14 protein-coding genes and 1 pseudogene are annotated in these 16742 nt (G+C 61.0%); 4 read left to right on the top strand and 11 right to left on the bottom strand.

The window, feature by feature from the left end; genetic code table 11:
* Nucleotides 1-257: 257 nt before the first annotated feature.
* Nucleotides 258-1439, bottom strand: coding sequence for a Na+/H+ antiporter NhaA (nhaA, locus tag ACK8OE_RS08965; protein WP_410272247.1), 1182 nt, complete (start codon nucleotides 1437-1439; stop codon nucleotides 258-260).
* Nucleotides 1440-1673: 234 nt separating this feature from the next.
* Between nhaA and ACK8OE_RS08960 the strand changes: the two genes are divergently transcribed.
* On the top strand, nucleotides 1674-3104 hold the full coding sequence (locus ACK8OE_RS08960) for a protein adenylyltransferase SelO (protein ID WP_410272246.1): 1431 nt from the start codon (nucleotides 1674-1676) through the stop codon (nucleotides 3102-3104).
* Here the strand turns inward: ACK8OE_RS08960 and ACK8OE_RS08955 are convergent.
* The 7 genes and pseudogenes from ACK8OE_RS08955 to ACK8OE_RS08925 all read right to left on the bottom strand — a co-directional run bounded on the left by ACK8OE_RS08955 (nucleotide 3090) and on the right by ACK8OE_RS08925 (nucleotide 10838).
* Nucleotides 3090-3485 (bottom strand): annotated as a pseudogene (locus ACK8OE_RS08955) (type II toxin-antitoxin system RelE/ParE family toxin). The gene ACK8OE_RS08960 and the pseudogene ACK8OE_RS08955 overlap by 15 nt on opposite strands.
* Complete coding sequence (locus tag ACK8OE_RS08950) at nucleotides 3482-3772, bottom strand: type II toxin-antitoxin system ParD family antitoxin (protein WP_410272245.1); 291 nt, start codon at nucleotides 3770-3772, stop codon at nucleotides 3482-3484. Before ACK8OE_RS08950 ends, ACK8OE_RS08955 begins: the two are co-directional and overlap by 4 nt.
* A 42-nt stretch (nucleotides 3773-3814) precedes the next feature.
* Nucleotides 3815-4738 carry a glutaminase gene (locus ACK8OE_RS08945; RefSeq protein ID WP_343684057.1) on the bottom strand — a complete coding sequence of 308 codons (924 nt, stop codon included), beginning with the start codon at nucleotides 4736-4738 and terminating at the stop codon, nucleotides 3815-3817.
* 40 nt (nucleotides 4739-4778) lie between these two features.
* Nucleotides 4779-5714, bottom strand: a complete 936-nt coding sequence (gene bla / locus ACK8OE_RS08940; RefSeq protein ID WP_410272244.1) for a class A beta-lactamase — start codon at nucleotides 5712-5714, stop codon at nucleotides 4779-4781.
* On the bottom strand, nucleotides 5711-7795 hold the full coding sequence (locus ACK8OE_RS08935; RefSeq protein ID WP_410272243.1) for a prolyl oligopeptidase family serine peptidase: 2085 nt from the start codon (nucleotides 7793-7795) through the stop codon (nucleotides 5711-5713). Before ACK8OE_RS08935 ends, bla begins: the two co-directional genes overlap by 4 nt.
* Nucleotides 7796-7908: 113 nt before the next feature.
* Nucleotides 7909-9228 (bottom strand): hypothetical protein, encoded by a 1320-nt coding sequence (locus tag ACK8OE_RS08930; RefSeq protein ID WP_410272242.1) that lies wholly within the window; start codon nucleotides 9226-9228, stop codon nucleotides 7909-7911.
* 11 nt (nucleotides 9229-9239) lie between these two features.
* Nucleotides 9240-10838, bottom strand: coding sequence for a tetratricopeptide repeat protein (locus ACK8OE_RS08925; protein ID WP_410272379.1), 1599 nt, complete (start codon nucleotides 10836-10838; stop codon nucleotides 9240-9242).
* Nucleotides 10839-11185: 347 nt separating this feature from the next.
* Here ACK8OE_RS08925 and ACK8OE_RS08920 point away from each other — a divergent pair, with 347 nt between their 5' ends.
* Nucleotides 11186-11674: a GAF domain-containing protein gene (locus tag ACK8OE_RS08920; RefSeq protein ID WP_410272241.1), complete on the top strand. Its 489-nt coding sequence runs from the start codon at nucleotides 11186-11188 to the stop codon at nucleotides 11672-11674.
* A gap of 112 nt (nucleotides 11675-11786) precedes the next feature.
* A complete protein-coding gene (gene ettA / locus ACK8OE_RS08915) occupies nucleotides 11787-13454 on the top strand; it encodes an energy-dependent translational throttle protein EttA (RefSeq protein ID WP_410272240.1) in 1668 nt (555 codons plus the stop codon).
* An 87-nt stretch (nucleotides 13455-13541) separates the two neighbouring features.
* On the opposite strand, the gene ACK8OE_RS08910 is transcribed toward ettA, so the two are convergent.
* From ACK8OE_RS08910 to ACK8OE_RS08900, 3 genes are all read right to left on the bottom strand, one after another.
* Nucleotides 13542-14348 (bottom strand): hypothetical protein, encoded by an 807-nt coding sequence (locus ACK8OE_RS08910; RefSeq protein WP_410272239.1) that lies wholly within the window; start codon nucleotides 14346-14348, stop codon nucleotides 13542-13544.
* Nucleotides 14345-15115 carry a hypothetical protein gene (locus ACK8OE_RS08905; RefSeq protein ID WP_410272238.1) on the bottom strand — a complete coding sequence of 257 codons (771 nt, stop codon included), beginning with the start codon at nucleotides 15113-15115 and terminating at the stop codon, nucleotides 14345-14347. Before ACK8OE_RS08905 ends, ACK8OE_RS08910 begins: the two co-directional genes overlap by 4 nt.
* A gap of 155 nt (nucleotides 15116-15270) precedes the next feature.
* Nucleotides 15271-15732: a MarR family winged helix-turn-helix transcriptional regulator gene (locus ACK8OE_RS08900; RefSeq protein ID WP_290796534.1), complete on the bottom strand. Its 462-nt coding sequence runs from the start codon at nucleotides 15730-15732 to the stop codon at nucleotides 15271-15273.
* A 235-nt stretch (nucleotides 15733-15967) separates the two neighbouring features.
* Here ACK8OE_RS08900 and ACK8OE_RS08895 point away from each other — a divergent pair, with 235 nt between their 5' ends.
* Nucleotides 15968-16546, top strand: a complete 579-nt coding sequence (locus tag ACK8OE_RS08895) for a YqaA family protein (RefSeq protein ID WP_410272237.1) — start codon at nucleotides 15968-15970, stop codon at nucleotides 16544-16546.
* Nucleotides 16547-16742: the final 196 nt, after the last annotated feature.

The following is a 16742-nucleotide window of genomic DNA, read 5'->3' as shown; positions in this document are numbered from 1 at the left end:
TACAGTGTAAACGGCGGTCCCTGTATTTGCCGGTTTTGTCTTTGACGTTGTTTTATGCAGACTCGCCCAAGGGTTTACTTAGTACGGTCCGCTACGTGGCATGATATGACACATGTGGGGACAAAGACAATTTCAAATTCATCTCGCAAGCGCACATGAAAAAACCGCGCAAACCTTGTCATACAAGGCTTACGCGGCGTTAGCAGTAGCACCACAGCGGCCAAAAAGGCCTGTAAATATTGACGGTTACGCAAACGTCAACTTGCGATGCGGCGACGCGACAGAACTATTGCGCCTGCACAGGCCGAAAGTAACGATCCCGTAATTACACCAAGCTTTATGGCATTTTGAGCACTTTCCGCATGGTCAGCAAAGGCCAGTGCCCCCAGAAACAGGCTCATCGTAAAGCCGATTCCGCACAAAAGGCTGACGCCATAGAGGGCTGCCCAGCCGCTGTTTTCGGGGGCCCGGGCGATTTTCAGGCGGATGGCCAGCCAGGCTAGGCCAAAAACGCCGATCTGTTTGCCGACAAAAAGGCCCAGCGCCACGCCCAGCATCCGGGGATCGGCCAGCGAGGCGAAGCTCATCCCCGCGAACGAAAAGCCCGACGCCACGAAGGCAAAGAAGGGCACAATGCCGTAGGAAACCGGCGTATGCAGGTCGTGCATGATGGTTTTCAAAAGGCTTTCTTCGCCGCGCGCCGGCGCGTCCAGCGTCACCATAAAGGCCGCCGCCACCGCCGTCAGGGAGGTGGCCAGTCCCGCCTTCAGGCTGAGCGCCCAGGTCGCGATAAACAGCACCAGATAGACGGCTTTCAGACCGCGCGCATGATCGCGCAGGGCGTATTTGGCCAGCCCCATCACCGCCAGCAAACCGGCGATCCACAGGCACATGAGCAGGTCGATCCCCGACGAATAGAAGAGGCCAATGACCAGCACCGCCCCCAGATCATCGACAATGGCCAGCGTCAGCAGGAAGACGCGCAGGCTGTCCGGCAAGCCGCGGCCGACCACCGCGAACACGGCCAGAGCAAAGGCAATATCGGTCGCCATCGGCACGGACCAGCCGCGCAGATCGCCACCGGGCAGGCCCGCATTCAGCGCCACATAGACCAGAGCCGGGGCCGCCATACCGCCGATCGCCCCCAGTACCGGCAGGGCCAGTTTCTTCGGGTTCGACAGTTCACCACGGAAAATCTCGTACTTGATTTCCAATCCAACCACGAAGAAGAAGATGGCCATCAGGCCTTCCTTCGTCCATTTCAGCACCGACTTGTCTTCGACAAAGGTGCCGATCTGCACCGGAATATGGGCGTTGATGAAGTCGAAATAGATCGCGGCCCACGGCGAATTGGCCCAGATGACGGCGATCAGGGCCGACAGCCCCAGAATGAAGCCGGCTCCGGCTTCGGTTTTGAGAAATTCGAGGGTGAACTTCATCGGCGGTCTCCTTTTCCGCGGGCGTGGTCAAAGACCATGCGAGGGTTAAGTCCGGATAGGGATTTTTTGTTGGCTTCCCTCGCCGGGCGGTGGCTCCGCCACCTTGGCCGCCGCCTCAATGGCGGCTTGAGCGGAAGGGTGTCCTTCCGCTCGAAATAGTAATGTTTGGTATCGACTATTGCGGAGAACCGTAGCAAACCAGACGCCCTGTCCCAAGCAAAACCGGTCTGTCTCATGCCGATTTCCGCCCGATATCGTCCCGATCCGCGCCTTGCAGCCTCTGGCCTGCCGCTGGTCGATGCGGTGCGTGCCGCCGACTTCCCGCAGACGGTTTTAAGATACCGCAATGACCGCGCAGCGGCCTCGGTCGGCCTTGAGGGGTTAAGCCACGACGAATGGATCGCGCACTTCGGGCGTTTCACGCCCCTGCCCGAGAATCAGGCCGAACCGCTGGCCCTGCGCTATCACGGTCATCAGTTCCGCCACTACAATCCCGACCTCGGCGACGGGCGCGGCTTCCTGTTTGCCCAGATACGCGATACGCGCGACCGCCTGCTCGATCTCGGCACCAAGGGCTCCGGTACGACGCCGTGGTCGCGCGGTGGCGATGGCCGCCTGACGCTGAAAGGCGGCGTGCGCGAAGTGCTGGCCACCGCGCTTCTGGAGGCGCTGGGCGTCAATACATCGAAGAGTTTTTCGCTGATCGAAACGGGCGAGTCCCTGCGCCGCTATGACGAGCCGTCGCCGACGCGGGCGGCAGTGCTGGTGCGCCTGTCGCATTCGCATATCCGCTTCGGCACGTTCGAGCGGCTGGCCTATCACAGCGAAACCGACGCCATGACGGCGCTGGTGCGCTATGTGGCCGACACCTACTATCCCGAACTCAGCGCGTATCAGGGCCCGGACCTGACGCACGCCCTGTTCGACGCGGTTGTGACGAAGACCGCGCACCTGACGACCCAGTGGATGTGCGCGGGCTTTGTGCACGGGGTGCTCAATACCGACAATATGAACATCACGGGAGAAAGTTTCGACTACGGCCCCTATCGCTTCCTGCCGCGCTATGAGCCGGGGCTGGTGGCGGCCTATTTCGACGAAGGCGGGCTCTATGCCTATGCGCGGCAACCCGATGCGGTGTTCTGGAACCTGACGCAACTGGCGCGCTGCCTCAGCCTGATCGGCGACAGCCAGCCGCTGATCGACAGCCTCAACGCCTTTTCCGAGCGCTATCAGACGGGCATGGCGACACAGTTCTGCCGTCGTTTGAACCTCATCCCGCAAGGTATGGAGACGGAGACGCCCCTGATGCAGGCCGCCTTCCGCATGTTGAGCGCCGCAAAAACGCCCGGCAGTTTTGAAGGATTCTTCTTCGACTGGTTCGGCGGCCCGCTCAGCGAAGCCCGCGCCCTCAATGGCCCGCGCGCCGAGGTCTATACGCACCCCGACGCCTCGGACTTCCGTAGGTTGATCAGCGCCTATGCGCCCGCCGACGCGGACACGCTCTCACACCCGCTGTTCGCGCAAGTCACCCCGGCGACCCTGCTCTATGATGAGATCGAAGCCCTGTGGAAACCCATAGCGGAAGACGACGACTGGTCGCTGTTCTATGAAAAGCTGGCGGAGATCGAGCGTTATCGTGAGGGGTTGGGGTTAAACGCCGAATAGATCCGGTCCAATATCGCGGGCCCCGTGAAGTATGCGGTCAATCAGTACATCCTCACCGTCCAGCATGTAAAATATCGAATACGGCTTATAAACCGCCCTCCAGATATCACCGCCAGAGCGAAATGACTTTAGGTGGAATCGCCATTTCGCTCTAAATTTTTGTTTTATCGCGATGTTTTTGCGGAAAACCGTTCACACTTTTCCGCACATCGCTCAAGGGTGTTCGATCAAAGGGTGACCACGCGGCGCATCGACAAGACGCAAACAGGCCTGATGAATCTCGCTCACAAAACTGACGGCCCGTCGCGGGTTATCCTGCGCGATGAAATCGGCAATGCCTTCGAGATCGCGCAATGCCTGCTCTGAAAAGCGGACTTTCATGTGGCGGCATCAGCCGGAATCATCGCCTGATACTTGGCGATCAAACGGTCAAACGCCTCTTCGGCGTCCACATATCCGCTGTTGCGGCCCTCGTCGATCAGCGCCTTAAGCTCGGCGATCTGGCGTTCGCGGGCCTGCTGTTTGTACTTCCAGTCGCGCAGGGCTTCGCGCATCACTTCGCTTGCTGAAGCGTATTCGCCGCTCTCGACGGCGTCGCGCACCATGGCCGCCATATCGACCGTCAGGGCAATACTGACCTTTTCCACGCGTGGCTTGTCATCGGCCATGAGGCACCTCCGGTACGAACGAGTAGCAATTTATACCACCACTCACAGCACCGAACAATTGGTGATCTGGCTGAAGGCCTCCAGCGCCGCAAAGCCCACCACCGACGTGCCGTGGCGATCCAGCTCCGGCGACCACACGGCAATGGCGGCCTGTCCCGGCACGATGGCGACGATGCCGCCCCCGACGCCGCTTTTGGCCGGCAAGCCGACGCGATAGGCAAACGACCCCACCGAATCGTACACGCCGCAGGTCAGCAGCAGGGCATTAAGCCGCCGTGCCTGCCGCGCCGGGAACACTGTCTCTTCGATCACCGGCGAAAACCCGCCCGCCGCCAGAGGCAGGGCCGCGCGCGCCAGATCGCGGCACGACAGGGTAATGGCGCATTGACGGCAATAGGCGGCGATGACGGTTTCGACCTCATGATGCAGCGTGCCCGCCCCCTTCATCAGGTTGGCGATGGCGCGGTTCTTATGCGCCGTTTCAATTTCCGAGCGCGCCACGGCCTCATCTATGGTCAGGGCGTTCTGGCACAGGAAGCCCATATAGTCGCGCACCGTCAGGTCCGGCCGCCGCGTCCCTTTGAGCAGCATATCGACCACCGCCAGCGCCCCGGCATTGATAAACGGATTGCGCGGAAACCCGGCCTCGTGCTCAAGCTGCGACAGGTAGTTGAAGGGCGTGCCCGACGGCTCCTTGCCCACCCGCGTCCATACCTCATCGCCTATGCGATTCAGCGCAATGCCCAGCGCAAACAGCTTGGTGATCGACTGCGCCGAAAAGGGCTCATCGCCGTCACCGATAACGTATTCCTGGCCGTTTACGGTGCGCACCGCCATGCCGAACTTCTTCGGATCGACGGTCGCCAGTTCGGGGATATAGTCGGCCACCTGCCCCTTGCCGAATTGCGGCTTCACCGTCTTTTCGATCTGCGACAGGACTTCGGGCAGGGACAGTTCGTGTTTCATGGCGCCTCTATACCCCCTCCTCCCGATGAGGGGGAAGGGTTTAGGATGAAGCGCTTTCGCTGTCGAGGCTTTCGGCAAAGGCCAGCGTATCTATGACCAGCCGCGCGATGTCGGCAACGACAGCGTTGCGCGCCATGTCATCCAAGGTACCGCCAGTGGTATAGATCGACAGGAAGATCGGCGGCTGCCCCCCGCTGGGCCACAGCACTGCCACGTCGTTGACCGCCCCATTGGCCCCGCGTCCGGTCTTGTGCCCGACGGTCCACCCCTTCGGCACGCCCGCAGGAATCATGTCGGGGCCCGTCAGCGTGGCCACCATCCAGTCGCGCAACAGAGACAGGCTTTGGGGTTGCAGTACGGCTCCCGTAAAGACGGTGCGCAACAGGCTGCTCATGGCGTCCGGCGTGGTGGTGTCGCGTTCATCGCCCTCGATATTGCTGTTCAGTTCAGGCTCGTTGCGGTCAAGGCGGGTCACCGTGTCGCCCAGCCCGCGCACAAAGGCCGTCAGCCCGGCCGGGCCACCGATCAGCGGCAACAAGAGATTGGCGGCGGCATTGTCGGAGACGGCCACCGCCGCAGAACACAGATCGCCCACGGTCATGCGGCCTCTGGCGACGTGTTTTTCCGTCACCGGTGAATGGTCGAGCAGGTCGGCCTTGCCGTAGCGGATTTCCTGCGCGACGGTGAGTTTATTCTCATCCACCGCCTTGAGGATCGCCGCCGCCAGTACCCATTTGAAGGTTGAACACAGGGCAAAGCGCTGGTTGGAATTGATATTCAGGCTGCCATCCGCGGCGGTGTCTCCCTGAACGACGGCGGTGCCGGTGCGGACGCTGACGCCCACCCGGCCACCGTGGCGTTTCTGAATCTCCATCAGGCGCTGGCCCAGACCGATGGCCTGATTGACCTTTTCAGAACAACCGGCGAGGCACAGACCGGCCCCGCCCATAACAATACCCCGCCGCGTCAGCATCATTTCGCCTTCGTATGTTCGTCCAGCCAGTCAAACACCGTCCTGTGCCACTTCAGGGAATTCTGCGGCTTCAGCACCCAGTGGTTTTCATCCGGGAAGCGCAGGAACTTTGACTTCACGCCATTCATCTGAAGCGCCGTAAAGGTGCCGATCCCCTGTTCCGGTATGACGCGGAAGTCCTGATCGGAGTGGATGACCAGCATCGGCACCGACCAGTCCTTGGCGTGCAAAGCCGGGTTGAACTTGTCGTAGTTCTCCGGCTTCTCATAGACGCTGCCGCCGTTTTCCCACTCCGAGAACCACAGTTCCTCAGTGGCATAGCCCATGGAGCGGTTGTCAAACAGGCCGTCGTGATTGACCAGGCACTTCCACGGGGCCTTCCACTGCGAGGCAATCCAGTTGATCATGAAGCCGCCATAGGAAGCCCCCAGCGCACAGGCATTGTCCTTATCGAGGAAGCTGTATTTCGACAGGGCGTAGGCATAGCCCTTTTGCAGGTCTTCCAGCGGGCGGTCGCCCCAGTGCTGGCTGATGGCATCGGTAAAGGCCTGCCCGTAGCCGGTCGAACCGTGGAAGTCGATCATGATGACCGCATAGCCTGCCCCGGCATAGGCCTGGGGGTTCCAGCGATAGGACCAGCTTTCGCCGAACGAGCCCTGCGGGCCGCCGTGGATCAGGAAGGCCACGGGGTACTTTTTGCCTTCGACATAGTTGGCGGGCTTCACGATATACCCATGCACGGTTTCGTCGTTCCAGCCCTTGAAGGCAAACTGCTCGAACGCCCCGAAGGCGCGGTTTTGCAGCACCGGATCATTGAGGGTGGTCAGAGCCGTGGCCCCGTCATCAATCAGTTTGGCTTTCGGTTTGGAGACAAACAGTTGCGACGGATAATCAAGCCCGCTCTTGGCAAAAACAAAGCGATCTTTCAGCGGCACGAAGGCGTCCATATGACCGCCCTTCGACAGAGGCGTCACCTTGCCAGAAGCGATTTCGACGCGGAACAGCGGCGTCTTACCCACGTCACCGGCGACGACGTAGAGGCTCTTGCCATCGGCCGCCCATTTCAGGCTGTCGGCCGAGCGGTCCCAGTCGGCAGCAATCTGCTTCGTCTCACCGGTGGCCAGATTGCGCAGGAAGATTTCGAACTGATCGGCCTCAAAGCCTGGGCGCTTCATGGCGCGATAGGCCAGCCACTTGCCGTCGGGCGACACCTCGGCCCCCGTATCCCAAGCCTTGTTGGCCTCGGTCAGGTTGGTTTGCGTGGACGGGTTGGCGAGATCGACCTTATAGATGTCGAAATTGGTCGAGCGCGGCTCGTCCTTTCCGGCGATACGCACGGAGTAATAGACGGTCTGGCCATCGGGCGAAAAGCTGTATTCGGCTTCGTCACCGAACGGTTTGGACGGCACGTCGCCATCGACCCCGGCGGTCAGCGACACGGTCGCGCCGCCGCTCAGCGGCACGTAAAACAGGTGGTTGCGCGTCCCGTCGGCCCAGGTGTCCCAGTGGCGCACGAACAGGCGGTCATAGATGACGCCGGTGGACTTATCAGCCTTCTGCGCGGCCTGACGCTTGACCGTATAGTCGATTTCATTGAGGTCTATTTTAAAACCGGGGTCGGGATAGACCGCCACCGAAACCACGACGCCCTTACCGTCCGGTGACAGCTTGTACGACCCGACATCGAGTGGCAGTTTCGTCACCTGCACCGCTTCGGCGTCGTTGAGATCGGTCTTCCACACCTGCATAGAACCCGATCGCGCCGACAGGAAATACAGCGCCCCATCGGCCCCCCATTGCGGCGACAGGGCCCCGCCCTTCGACGCGGTGGTCAGCGGCCTTGAGGTGCCGGTCTTGAGGTCTGTTAGCCACAGGGCATTGACGCCCTTGGTCTTTTCGGCGTTCAGCGTGCGCACCTGAAACGCCGCGTGGGTTTCCGCCTTGTTCACCGTCAGCCCCGACAGACGCTGCATCGACACGAGGTCGTCATAGGTGAAAGGTTGCTTGTCCTGCGCCTGAACGGAAAGCGCAGGGAAAAGAAGCGCGGCGGCCAGACCAGCCGTAGCAAGGAGACGAGACTTCATCGGAAACCCGTTGGTTACAACAGAAAGGAAGCGTTGTTAGACCGCGCTTTCGCTGACCTGTCGAGTCCGCCCGCCGGAGTCCGGGTTAAAATTTGGTAATAATCCGGTGAAGCCTATTTCGAGGCGACCAGCAGACGCGGCCAGTAGTCGGCAAACATGTACTGGCGCGTCGCGTCGGCCGGGATATCGAACTCAGACCCCTTATACCACGGCGTGCAGGTGCGTTGCGCCGGGTCGAGATTACCCCATTGCAGCTTCGGACACGGCTCGTTTGACGGGTCGATCAGATTGTCCACGGCGCGGATTTCGCCGCGCGAGGAGGCCAGTATGCCCGCCGTGCGAATCCGGGCGATCTGGTTGCCCCCGATGAAGCCCGTACCGTCCTCAATATTGATGGCGATTTCGTTCGACAGAATCTTGTTGTCGATGACGCGCAGACGGTTGAGGCTGGAGGTCACACCATGTTCCGAGAAGTCGATCAGCGAGCGCGACAGCAGGGCTTCGCCGCCGCCGGACAGGCTCAGGGCCGAAGCGAAGAATTCGATGCGCAGATCGTCCATAGACAGGATGGAGTCGCCGGAATCGAGCTTGACTTCCATGCCTACCGCCCCGGCACCGCGTTCAAACCCGCGCCAGTCAGCCAGTTGCTGCACCGTCACGCCGGTCATCTGCGAGTCGCCGCTGAGCACCGCGTAGAGGCCGCCCGCCGTCGAGGTCACGCCCGCCTGTTCGGCATAGAGCTGCGCCGAATTGACGGCGACGGCGACCGTGCGCGTCTTGGCCACCACAAAGGATGACAACAGGTTGAGACGCCCGCCGGACACGTGCACCGCGGCGGAGTCGCCCTCATAACGCACGGTCGAATTTTGCAGCGTCAGCTCCGAACCGGAGCTGTAGATACAGGCCGACTGCCCCCCGCGACGCGAGGCGATCAGCATGTTTTTCAGTATCACCTTGCTGGCCTGCGGGTTGATGCGCAGGCAGGATTCGCCATCGGGGGCCACCAGCACCGGCAGACGTGAGTCGCTGCTTTCGCCAACAATCGTCAAGGATTGATTGATCATCAGGCTGGCGACGCAGGAGCGGTTGCGCGCCACCAGTTTCAGCACGCCGCCGGGGCGCATCCGGCGCACCACGTCTTCGACATAGGCCTGACGCGCGGTGTCGCAATTGATGGTCGCGCTCCACTTCGAGCCATAATAGCCGTAGCGGTTATGCGGCTTGTAAGACTTGCCGTGGCAGGTCTTGAGCTGCGCATCCAGCAGGACGCCGAAGCACGGCCGGGTCAGGGCCTCGGTGCGCGCCGCGTTATAGCCGTTGCTGTAGCTGCCGCCATAGCGGGTTTCCGTCTGGGCCGAAGCGGCGGACACCCCGCCGAACAGGGCGACCACAACAAAGGCGAGGTGAGCGGCAAAGGTAACAACTGAGCGCATGGTCATTTCCCTCACCGCCCCGGATTGGTCGAAATCTGGTTGAGTACGGCTTGCAGACGCGAAGCCGACGGACGGAACCCGGCCAGCGCCGAGTCGAGACGCAACACCACGGCCTGCGCCTTATCCTGATCGGCGACGCCGCTCAGGCCCAGAGCGAAATAGGTGGACATGGCAAAGCGCGCCTCGGCCGAGCCCTGCTTTTCGGCCTGCTGATACCAGTAGTAGGCGCGGGCATAGTCGGTCGGCACCCCCACCCCTTCGGAATACATGACCGCCAGCACCAGTTGCGCCTGCGACGAGCCATTGGTCGCCGCCAACTGGATGGCGCGTACCTTATCCAGATTGGTCATACGCGACCCGTCGGGGCGGCCCAGTATGGCGCGCAGGGCCGACAGGGTCTGCGGCGGCACGCGGCCCGCCGAATAGACGGCCTCGGTCGGACGCGAACCGCCCGAAACCTGAGCGATGTCGGCATCATTGGGCCCGACGGGGTAGCGTTCCTGACCCGGATTGCCGTCGCTGTCCGCTCCGCCGCTGACGCGCTGAACCGGCGCCGATCCCTGCGCCAGATCGAGATAGACCAGCGCGCGCCACACGTGGATAAACGGCAGCTCATCCATGCGCGACAGGGCGTATTCATAAGCGTCGGTGCGCGGACGGCTCTCGTCCGAATGCGGCACCCCCCCGGCAGGGGCGTCAGGCGGGTAGAATTCAAACGGCGAGACCCAGCGCTTGGCCTTAGCCTCGACAAAGGCCCCGTAACGGCTGCGTTCGGGCGCGGACTTCTCAAAGTCCTTCAGCATCACATAGGCCCCGACATCACCGGTTTCCGCCGCCTTATAATTATAAAGATAGGCATCGACGTCGTTGCGCGGGAACAGGCTGATGACGTTTGGACGACCATCGACCGGATTGCGCATCATGGCGCGCACCGCTTCGCGGTTATCAACGGGCTCACCCATCGGGCCGTACTGATCGTCATACAGGCGACCGAGCGTGCGGAAGCCATCCGCGCCCAGTTGCGCCTGAATATAGATGACGCGGTCGCGCACCTTGTCGCGCTCTGAATTGTCCATGCGCGCCAGAAGCGTCTCCAGCTTGCGATAGGCAACGGAGCGTTCCACCGCCCGGCACTTGTCAAAGCGTGAGGCCATCTGACCGTTTTTGAGCGTGCGGTTGATCGGCGCGAACCCTTCGGGGTTGGTCAGGGCCATGACCAGCCACACCGACGCCTCGGTCGGGTCTTCGAGGTTCTTGTCCGTGGCGCGTTCGGCCATATAGCGGCTGGCCAGTTCAAGCTGCGAGAAGAAGTCGTTGGCAAAGGCGTGCTTGCGGAAATAGCGAACCGCCCGCTCCTGCTCATTGAAGCCGGCCCCGCCATTATCGGCCATGGGCGGACGCGGACAGCCGCTGACGCCACGCGGTCCGTCGCCGCCACCGCCCAGCCAGTCCACCGACACATCACAAGCCGTCAGGGGCAGGCTGAGCGCCGCCGTCAGCACAACCGCCGCCGCGGCGCGGAACGGCACGCGGCTCATCAGCTTCCGGCCGGTACGACGGGCGGTCTTATCACCGGCGCCGTTGCACCTCATGTCTTCGCTAATTGACATCACGCATCGCCCCGACATGAATGCCGGCAAAATTATGGTTAACAAATCTTGTGTTAGGGATCGTGCGACCTGTCAAGCGCCCCCATCCGGTCCATTCGCGATACCGGCAAAGCGTTGCCGGATTGTCGCGGACCCTGACGAAACCCAGATGGAAAAACCCAGCCCCTGAGCGGTACGTCAACCCCCGTATAACGCCCTCATGATAGCGTTAATTTCCGCGCCTTGGCCAGAGAAAAGTGTTAAAAGCTGCCCGTTCCGGGACACTTTTCCCTGCCTCGGAGACAAAATCCATATCCGCCCTTTATGATTTCGCCCATAAGGCGAAATTCGCCCCGCACAGGTCCGTCATGCTTACCGCGTCACAGAAACAAGAAATCTATCAGTCGCTTAAAAAAGAGATTCTGTCGGTGCTCGATTCTGAGCCCAATCGCGTGGCGCGCATGGCAACCGTGGCCTGTCTGGGCGCTCAGGCCTTTGAGACCTGGTTCTGGACCGGCTTCTATGTCGTCGATGACACCAAAAAGGCGCAGGGCATAGATGAGCTGGTGGTCGGCCCCTATCAGGGTACGCTCGGCTGCCTGCGCATTGATTTCAGGCGCGGTGTGTGTGGCGCGGCGGCGCGCGAACGCGCCACGCAGGTGGTGGCGGACGTGCACGCCTTTCCGGGGCACATCGCGTGTGACTCGCGCTCCAACTCCGAAATCGTCGTGCCGGTATTCGACGCCAAAGGCGAACTGATCGCCGTGTTCGACGTCGATTCGGAAAGCTATGGCGCGTTTGACGACACCGACCGTGTGGCGCTCGAAGACCTGATGCAGGCCGTGTTCGGGGTTTAATCCCAACCCACCCCTGCGGCGCTGAACCCTATTTTCAGGTTGTGATTTTGCCCCCCCTCGGCTAAACCCGCCGCACCATTCCATACATGTGAAACAAAGGGTGCCTCCTCGCATGGCGCAACAATATATTTTCCAGATGCAGGGCCTGACGAAGCATTACCCCGGCGGTAAGAAGGTCTTTGAAAACATCTGGCTCAGCTTCTATTCGGATGCCAAGATCGGCGTCGTCGGCGTCAACGGTTCGGGTAAGTCCACCCTGCTGAAGATCATGGCCGGCATCGACAAGGAATTTTCGGGCGAGGCGCGCGCCGCCGAAGGCACCAAGATGGGCTATCTGGAGCAGGAGCCCAAGCTGGACGAGACGAAGACCGTCTGGGAAAACGTCATCGACTGGTGCGAAGAAAAGAAGATCGTCGATCGCTTCAACGAAGTCGCTGCCCTGATGGGCGAAGAATATAGCGACGAACTGATGGAGGAGATGAACGCCCTTCAGGAGAAGATCGACGCCGGTGACCTGTGGGACATCGACAGCCGCATCGAAATGGCCATGGACGCCCTGCGCTGCCCGCCGAACGATTCCGGCGTGACCAAGCTGTCGGGCGGTGAAAAGCGCCGCGTGGCGCTGGCCCGCCTGCTGCTCTCAAAGCCCGACATGCTGCTGCTCGACGAACCGACCAACCACCTGGATGCGGAATCGGTCGCCTGGCTTCAGCACCACCTTGAAAACTTCCCCGGCTGCGTCATCCTCGTCACCCACGACCGTTACTTCCTCGATCAGGTGACCAAGTGGACACTGGAACTCGACCGCGGCAAGGGCGTGCCCTATGAGGGCAACTACTCCGGCTGGCTGGAGCAGAAGCAAAAGCGCGTCGTGCAGGAGCAGTCCGAATCCGAAGCCCGTCAGCGCGCGCTCACCCGCGAACTGGAATGGGTGCGTTCCGGTGCCAAGGCCCGTCAGGCAAAGTCGAAGGCCCGCCTCGCCGCCTATGAGCGCATGGTCGAGGAACAGGAACACGCCACCAAGGCCCAGACCTACGCCACCATCCAGATCCCACCCGGCCCGCGCCTCGGCAACGTCGTCATCGAGGTCAACGGCCTCGAAAAGGAATTCGGCGACAAGGTGCTGTTCAAGGATTTGTCGTTCAAACTGCCGCCCAACGGCATTGTCGGCGTCATCGGCCCGAACGGCGCGGGTAAGTCCACCCTGTTCAAGCTGATCACCGGTCAGGAAAAGCCCGATTCCGGGACGATCAAGCTGGGGGAAACCGTCAAGCTCGCCTATGTCGATCAGTCGCGCGACGACCTCAACCCCGATCACAATGTCTGGCAGGCCATTTCCGGCGGCACCGACGTGATGATCGTCGGCAAGCGCGAAATCAATTCGCGCGCCTATGTCGGCGGCTTCAACTTCAAGGGCGGCGATCAGCAAAAGAAGGTCGGCCTGCTGTCCGGTGGTGAGCGCAACCGCGTCCACCTCGCCAAGACACTGGCATCCGGCGGCAACGTCATCCTGCTCGACGAACCGACCAACGACCTCGATATCGAAACGCTTCAGGCCCTCGAAGAGGCGCTCGAAGACTTCGCGGGCTGCGCCGTGGTCATCAGCCACGACCGCTGGTTCCTCGACCGTCTGGCCACCCACATCCTCGCCTTCGAAGGCGACAGCCACGTGGAATGGTTCGAAGGCAACTTCGAAATGTACGAAGAAGACAAGAAGCGCCGCCTGGGCACCGACAGCCTGATCCCCAAGCGCATCAAGTTCCAGAAGTTCGCGCGGTAGGGCCACAAAGAATGCAGGGGCAGCCGCCCCTGCACCAGATTGTTGGAAAAGATTAAACCGCCGAAGTTTCAAACTCCGGCGGTTTTTCTATGCCAGCATATTGCGCTTGTGCTTGGCCAGCTTGCCCTTGGTCGGGCGCGGGGCGGGCGGCGGCAGGTCGTCCGGGCCGATGGGCGTCGTTTCCGCCACGGTGACCACGACCAGTTCGTCCGGCTGCCGCGTCTTTGCCTTTTTCTTTTCCGGTCGGGGCGTTTTCGGCGTTGGCGCGCCGCCCCACGGATGGCGCGGATCAATCAGACCCCGGCTATGGAAGAAGGCCGAGGTCACGCTCTTGCGCCCCAGTTCGGCCTGCGCCCCTTCAAGCAGGTTGAGGATATGCGCCTCATCCTTCCACGCCTCGTGAAAGTCCTGCAAGGCGCGCCACACGGCCACCCGATGCTCGTCCGTGGTCATATCGACCTTGATCTTGGCCGGAGGGTCTTTCTTGGGGCTATCCGGATCGGGCTCCGGCTCGGACAGGGCTTTTTTGAGGTCGTCGAAAGGCTTGCCCGACTTGTCTTTCAGCGCCAGCAGCGTCCCCAGCTTGGCCTCGATCACGGCTGACAATTCGCGCGCCCGCTCAAGCTGCAAGGCCCCTGACGCGCTGACCGCCAGATGCAGGCTGTAGCGTACACTGTCGTAGATCGCCTTCGCCGAGGCACGATAACGCGCCTGCTGCCCGGCCATTGATAACTGTCCCGACAGCCATACGGTCAGGGCAAACAGCACCACACCCGCGATCAAAAAACCCAGCAAAAGCATCAGCGTATGACCATCGAGCACGATTGTCGCCACCGCGCGCGGGCCTTCTCCGAAGGGATCGCCGAAATCCTCAGGCGCGTCCGAATATCTCATCTCTTCCACCTCGGACGGGCCGCCTCGCCGCCGGGCTCACCCGCCCCATAGAGGTTGCGCGGGTCACGCCATTCCGCCGTCGTCAATTGCCGGAACACCGCCGCATAGTGCTCACGCATCAGACCGATATCCCGCCACGGCGCGGCCAGTTTTTGCAGAGTCAGCCAAACTTTTGTGGTGGTATCGAAGCCCGGTTTGGGAGCCTTTTTCTCTTCGGCCTTGGGCAGGCCCACCACCTCACCACCGACCGCAGCCACGGCGCCCGTTGTCGCCCCCGATTCCGCCACACCCGGCTGACCATTATTGACAGCGATATTGATGACCGTACCGCCCGACATTCCACTCACGTCCCCTTTGGCCGCCTCCGGCTTCTTGTCCGGCTCGACCTCTTTGACGGCGCTGTTGGCCTTGTTCAGCGCGGCGTGATGCTTACCGATAAGGTCCATCAGTTCGGTCGTATTCCCGAAAATTTCCTGATTGGCGTCGATGGCGGCGTTTGATTTATCGCGCACATTGGCCGCCGAGCCGCGCACGGCGTCACCGATCACCGCCCCCAGCGCATCGACATTGCGATTGAGCGCCGGCGGCAGCCCCGTCCGGCGACGGGCCCCGACGATCAGGCCCGCAACGAGCATTAGCACGCAGAAGCCAATGCCGATCATCCACAACAGGCCGCCGCTGTACCACAGCCGCACCAGCGTATCCCACAGGCTGGGGTCATAAAAGCCGTCCGGCGGCGTGGCGTAATCGTCCCCGGTGTAGCGCATGAACCCTGAAAACCTCCCCCAAAGTGGTTAACGTGCCAAAGGGTTAACAGATTGCCACGCTTTGCACCAGCGGGGTAGATCGAATTCACACTGTCGCTGCAAAAAGGGCTCACACCCGAAAGGATGAGCCCATGATTTCAGTGCGAAAATGGCCACTAACGCGCGCTGCGGCCCTGAGTTTTCGTGGCGGCGTCTTCGATGCGGCGTAGCAGGTCCTTCATCAGCTCGATCTCTTCGACGCTGAGATTGGCCAGCACTTCCTTTTCAAACTCCACCGCCGACGGGGCGACATCGTTGAACAGGCGCTGGCCTTCCGGCGTCAGGATAAGGTGGTGCGAACGGCCATCGTGCTCGTGGGGGGCGCGGGTAATCAGGCGGCGCTTGGCCAGGGCCTGAGCGGCGCGCGAAATGGTCACCTTGTCCATGCCGGTGCGCTTGACCAGCGCCTGCTGGGTCGAAGGGCCGTCTTCGTTCAGCACCCAGATCAACCGCCATTCCGGAATCTTCAGGCCATAGAGGCTGTCATAGGCCGTCGAAATCAGCCCCGATACCGCGTTGGAGGCCACAGACAGGCGATAAGGCAGGTAATTATCGAGCGACAGCTTGCTATAGGGCATCGGATATCCTCTCAAAAGGTAACTCTGCTATTGCCGTTTTAATGTCATAAATACAAATGAGAATTTTTTAATTCGTCATAAACCCCGACTAATGCGCGATGGCCTTGTTTTCGACACGGTAGCGGCGCAGAGAGCACGCTCTTTATTTATTTCGCGCCGCAACAGGGTGTGAGGCGACAAGCCCCGTGCAAGCTGTTATGGCAGCAGGAATATCTTCTAGTTACGGATTTATCCCTTGCTGCGCCCGCTTTACGACTGGACCCTGAAACAGGCGGCCCGTCCCAATGCTGAAAAAGTTCTGGCCGCGATTTCGTTTGCCGAAAGCTCTTTCTTCCCCATTCCGCCCGATGTGATGCTGGCACCGATGGCGCTGGCCAAGCCGGAAAAGGCCTATCGTCTCGCCTTTATCTGTACCGTGGCGTCTGTGCTGGGCGGGCTGTTCGGCTATGCCATCGGCTATTATCTGGCCGATATAGGGCTCAAAATTCTGGGCCTGTTCGGCTATTCGGGCAATCTCGACAGCTTTCACGCCATTATTCAGGAATGGGGCGCCTGGGCCATCCTGATCAAGGGCCTGACGCCTATTCCGTTCAAGCTGGTCACCATTGCGTCGGGCATGGGTCAGCTCAATCTGGCGATTTTCTTCATCTGCTGCGTCATCACCCGCGGCGCGCGGTTTTATCTGACGGCCTTTCTGCTCAAGCGTTTTGGCCCGCAGGCGCGCGAACTGATCGAAAAGCGCATCAATCTGGTGGCGATCGTTGGCGTGGCGGTGATCGTGCTGGGGATCGTCGCCGTCAAATTCATGCACTAACTCATTATGGTTTCTGCTAGAAACTTAATGAGTTAGGTTTTGTTTTGCCCCTCGCCGGGCGGTGGCTTCGCCACCTTGGCCGCCGCCTCCGTGGCGGCTTGAGCGGAATGACTATAGAAATCATTCCGCTATAAACCCCTCACACAGCCGATTGCCCCGGTCGTGCGAAGCATTTAAGGTGTGATCGCTTTGCGTA

This window comes from Asticcacaulis sp. W401b (assembly GCF_046503825.1).
Classification (GTDB): domain Bacteria; phylum Pseudomonadota; class Alphaproteobacteria; order Caulobacterales; family Caulobacteraceae; genus Asticcacaulis.
This window is presented reverse-complemented; position numbering and strand designations above follow the sequence as displayed.

What these genes read in the sequence shown, in the direction of transcription:
- ACK8OE_RS08935 (WP_410272243.1), bottom strand. Translation starts at nt 7,795, where the DNA reads ATGAAGTCTCGTCTCCTTGCTACGGCTGGTCTGGCCGCCGCGCTTCTT.
- ACK8OE_RS08900 (WP_290796534.1), bottom strand. Translation starts at nt 15,732, where the DNA reads ATGCCCTATAGCAAGCTGTCGCTCGATAATTACCTGCCTTATCGCCTG.
- ACK8OE_RS08905 (WP_410272238.1), bottom strand. Translation starts at nt 15,115, where the DNA reads ATGCGCTACACCGGGGACGATTACGCCACGCCGCCGGACGGCTTTTAT.
- bla (WP_410272244.1), bottom strand. Translation starts at nt 5,714, where the DNA reads ATGATGCTGACGCGGCGGGGTATTGTTATGGGCGGGGCCGGTCTGTGC.
- ACK8OE_RS08945 (WP_343684057.1), bottom strand. Translation starts at nt 4,738, where the DNA reads ATGAAACACGAACTGTCCCTGCCCGAAGTCCTGTCGCAGATCGAAAAG.
- ettA (WP_410272240.1), top strand. Translation starts at nt 11,787, where the DNA reads ATGGCGCAACAATATATTTTCCAGATGCAGGGCCTGACGAAGCATTAC.
- ACK8OE_RS08950 (WP_410272245.1), bottom strand. Translation starts at nt 3,772, where the DNA reads ATGGCCGATGACAAGCCACGCGTGGAAAAGGTCAGTATTGCCCTGACG.
- ACK8OE_RS08960 (WP_410272246.1), top strand. Translation starts at nt 1,674, where the DNA reads ATGCCGATTTCCGCCCGATATCGTCCCGATCCGCGCCTTGCAGCCTCT.
- ACK8OE_RS08930 (WP_410272242.1), bottom strand. Translation starts at nt 9,228, where the DNA reads ATGCGCTCAGTTGTTACCTTTGCCGCTCACCTCGCCTTTGTTGTGGTC.
- ACK8OE_RS08920 (WP_410272241.1), top strand. Translation starts at nt 11,186, where the DNA reads ATGCTTACCGCGTCACAGAAACAAGAAATCTATCAGTCGCTTAAAAAA.
- ACK8OE_RS08910 (WP_410272239.1), bottom strand. Translation starts at nt 14,348, where the DNA reads ATGAGATATTCGGACGCGCCTGAGGATTTCGGCGATCCCTTCGGAGAA.
- nhaA (WP_410272247.1), bottom strand. Translation starts at nt 1,439, where the DNA reads ATGAAGTTCACCCTCGAATTTCTCAAAACCGAAGCCGGAGCCGGCTTC.
- ACK8OE_RS08925 (WP_410272379.1), bottom strand. Translation starts at nt 10,838, where the DNA reads ATGTCAATTAGCGAAGACATGAGGTGCAACGGCGCCGGTGATAAGACC.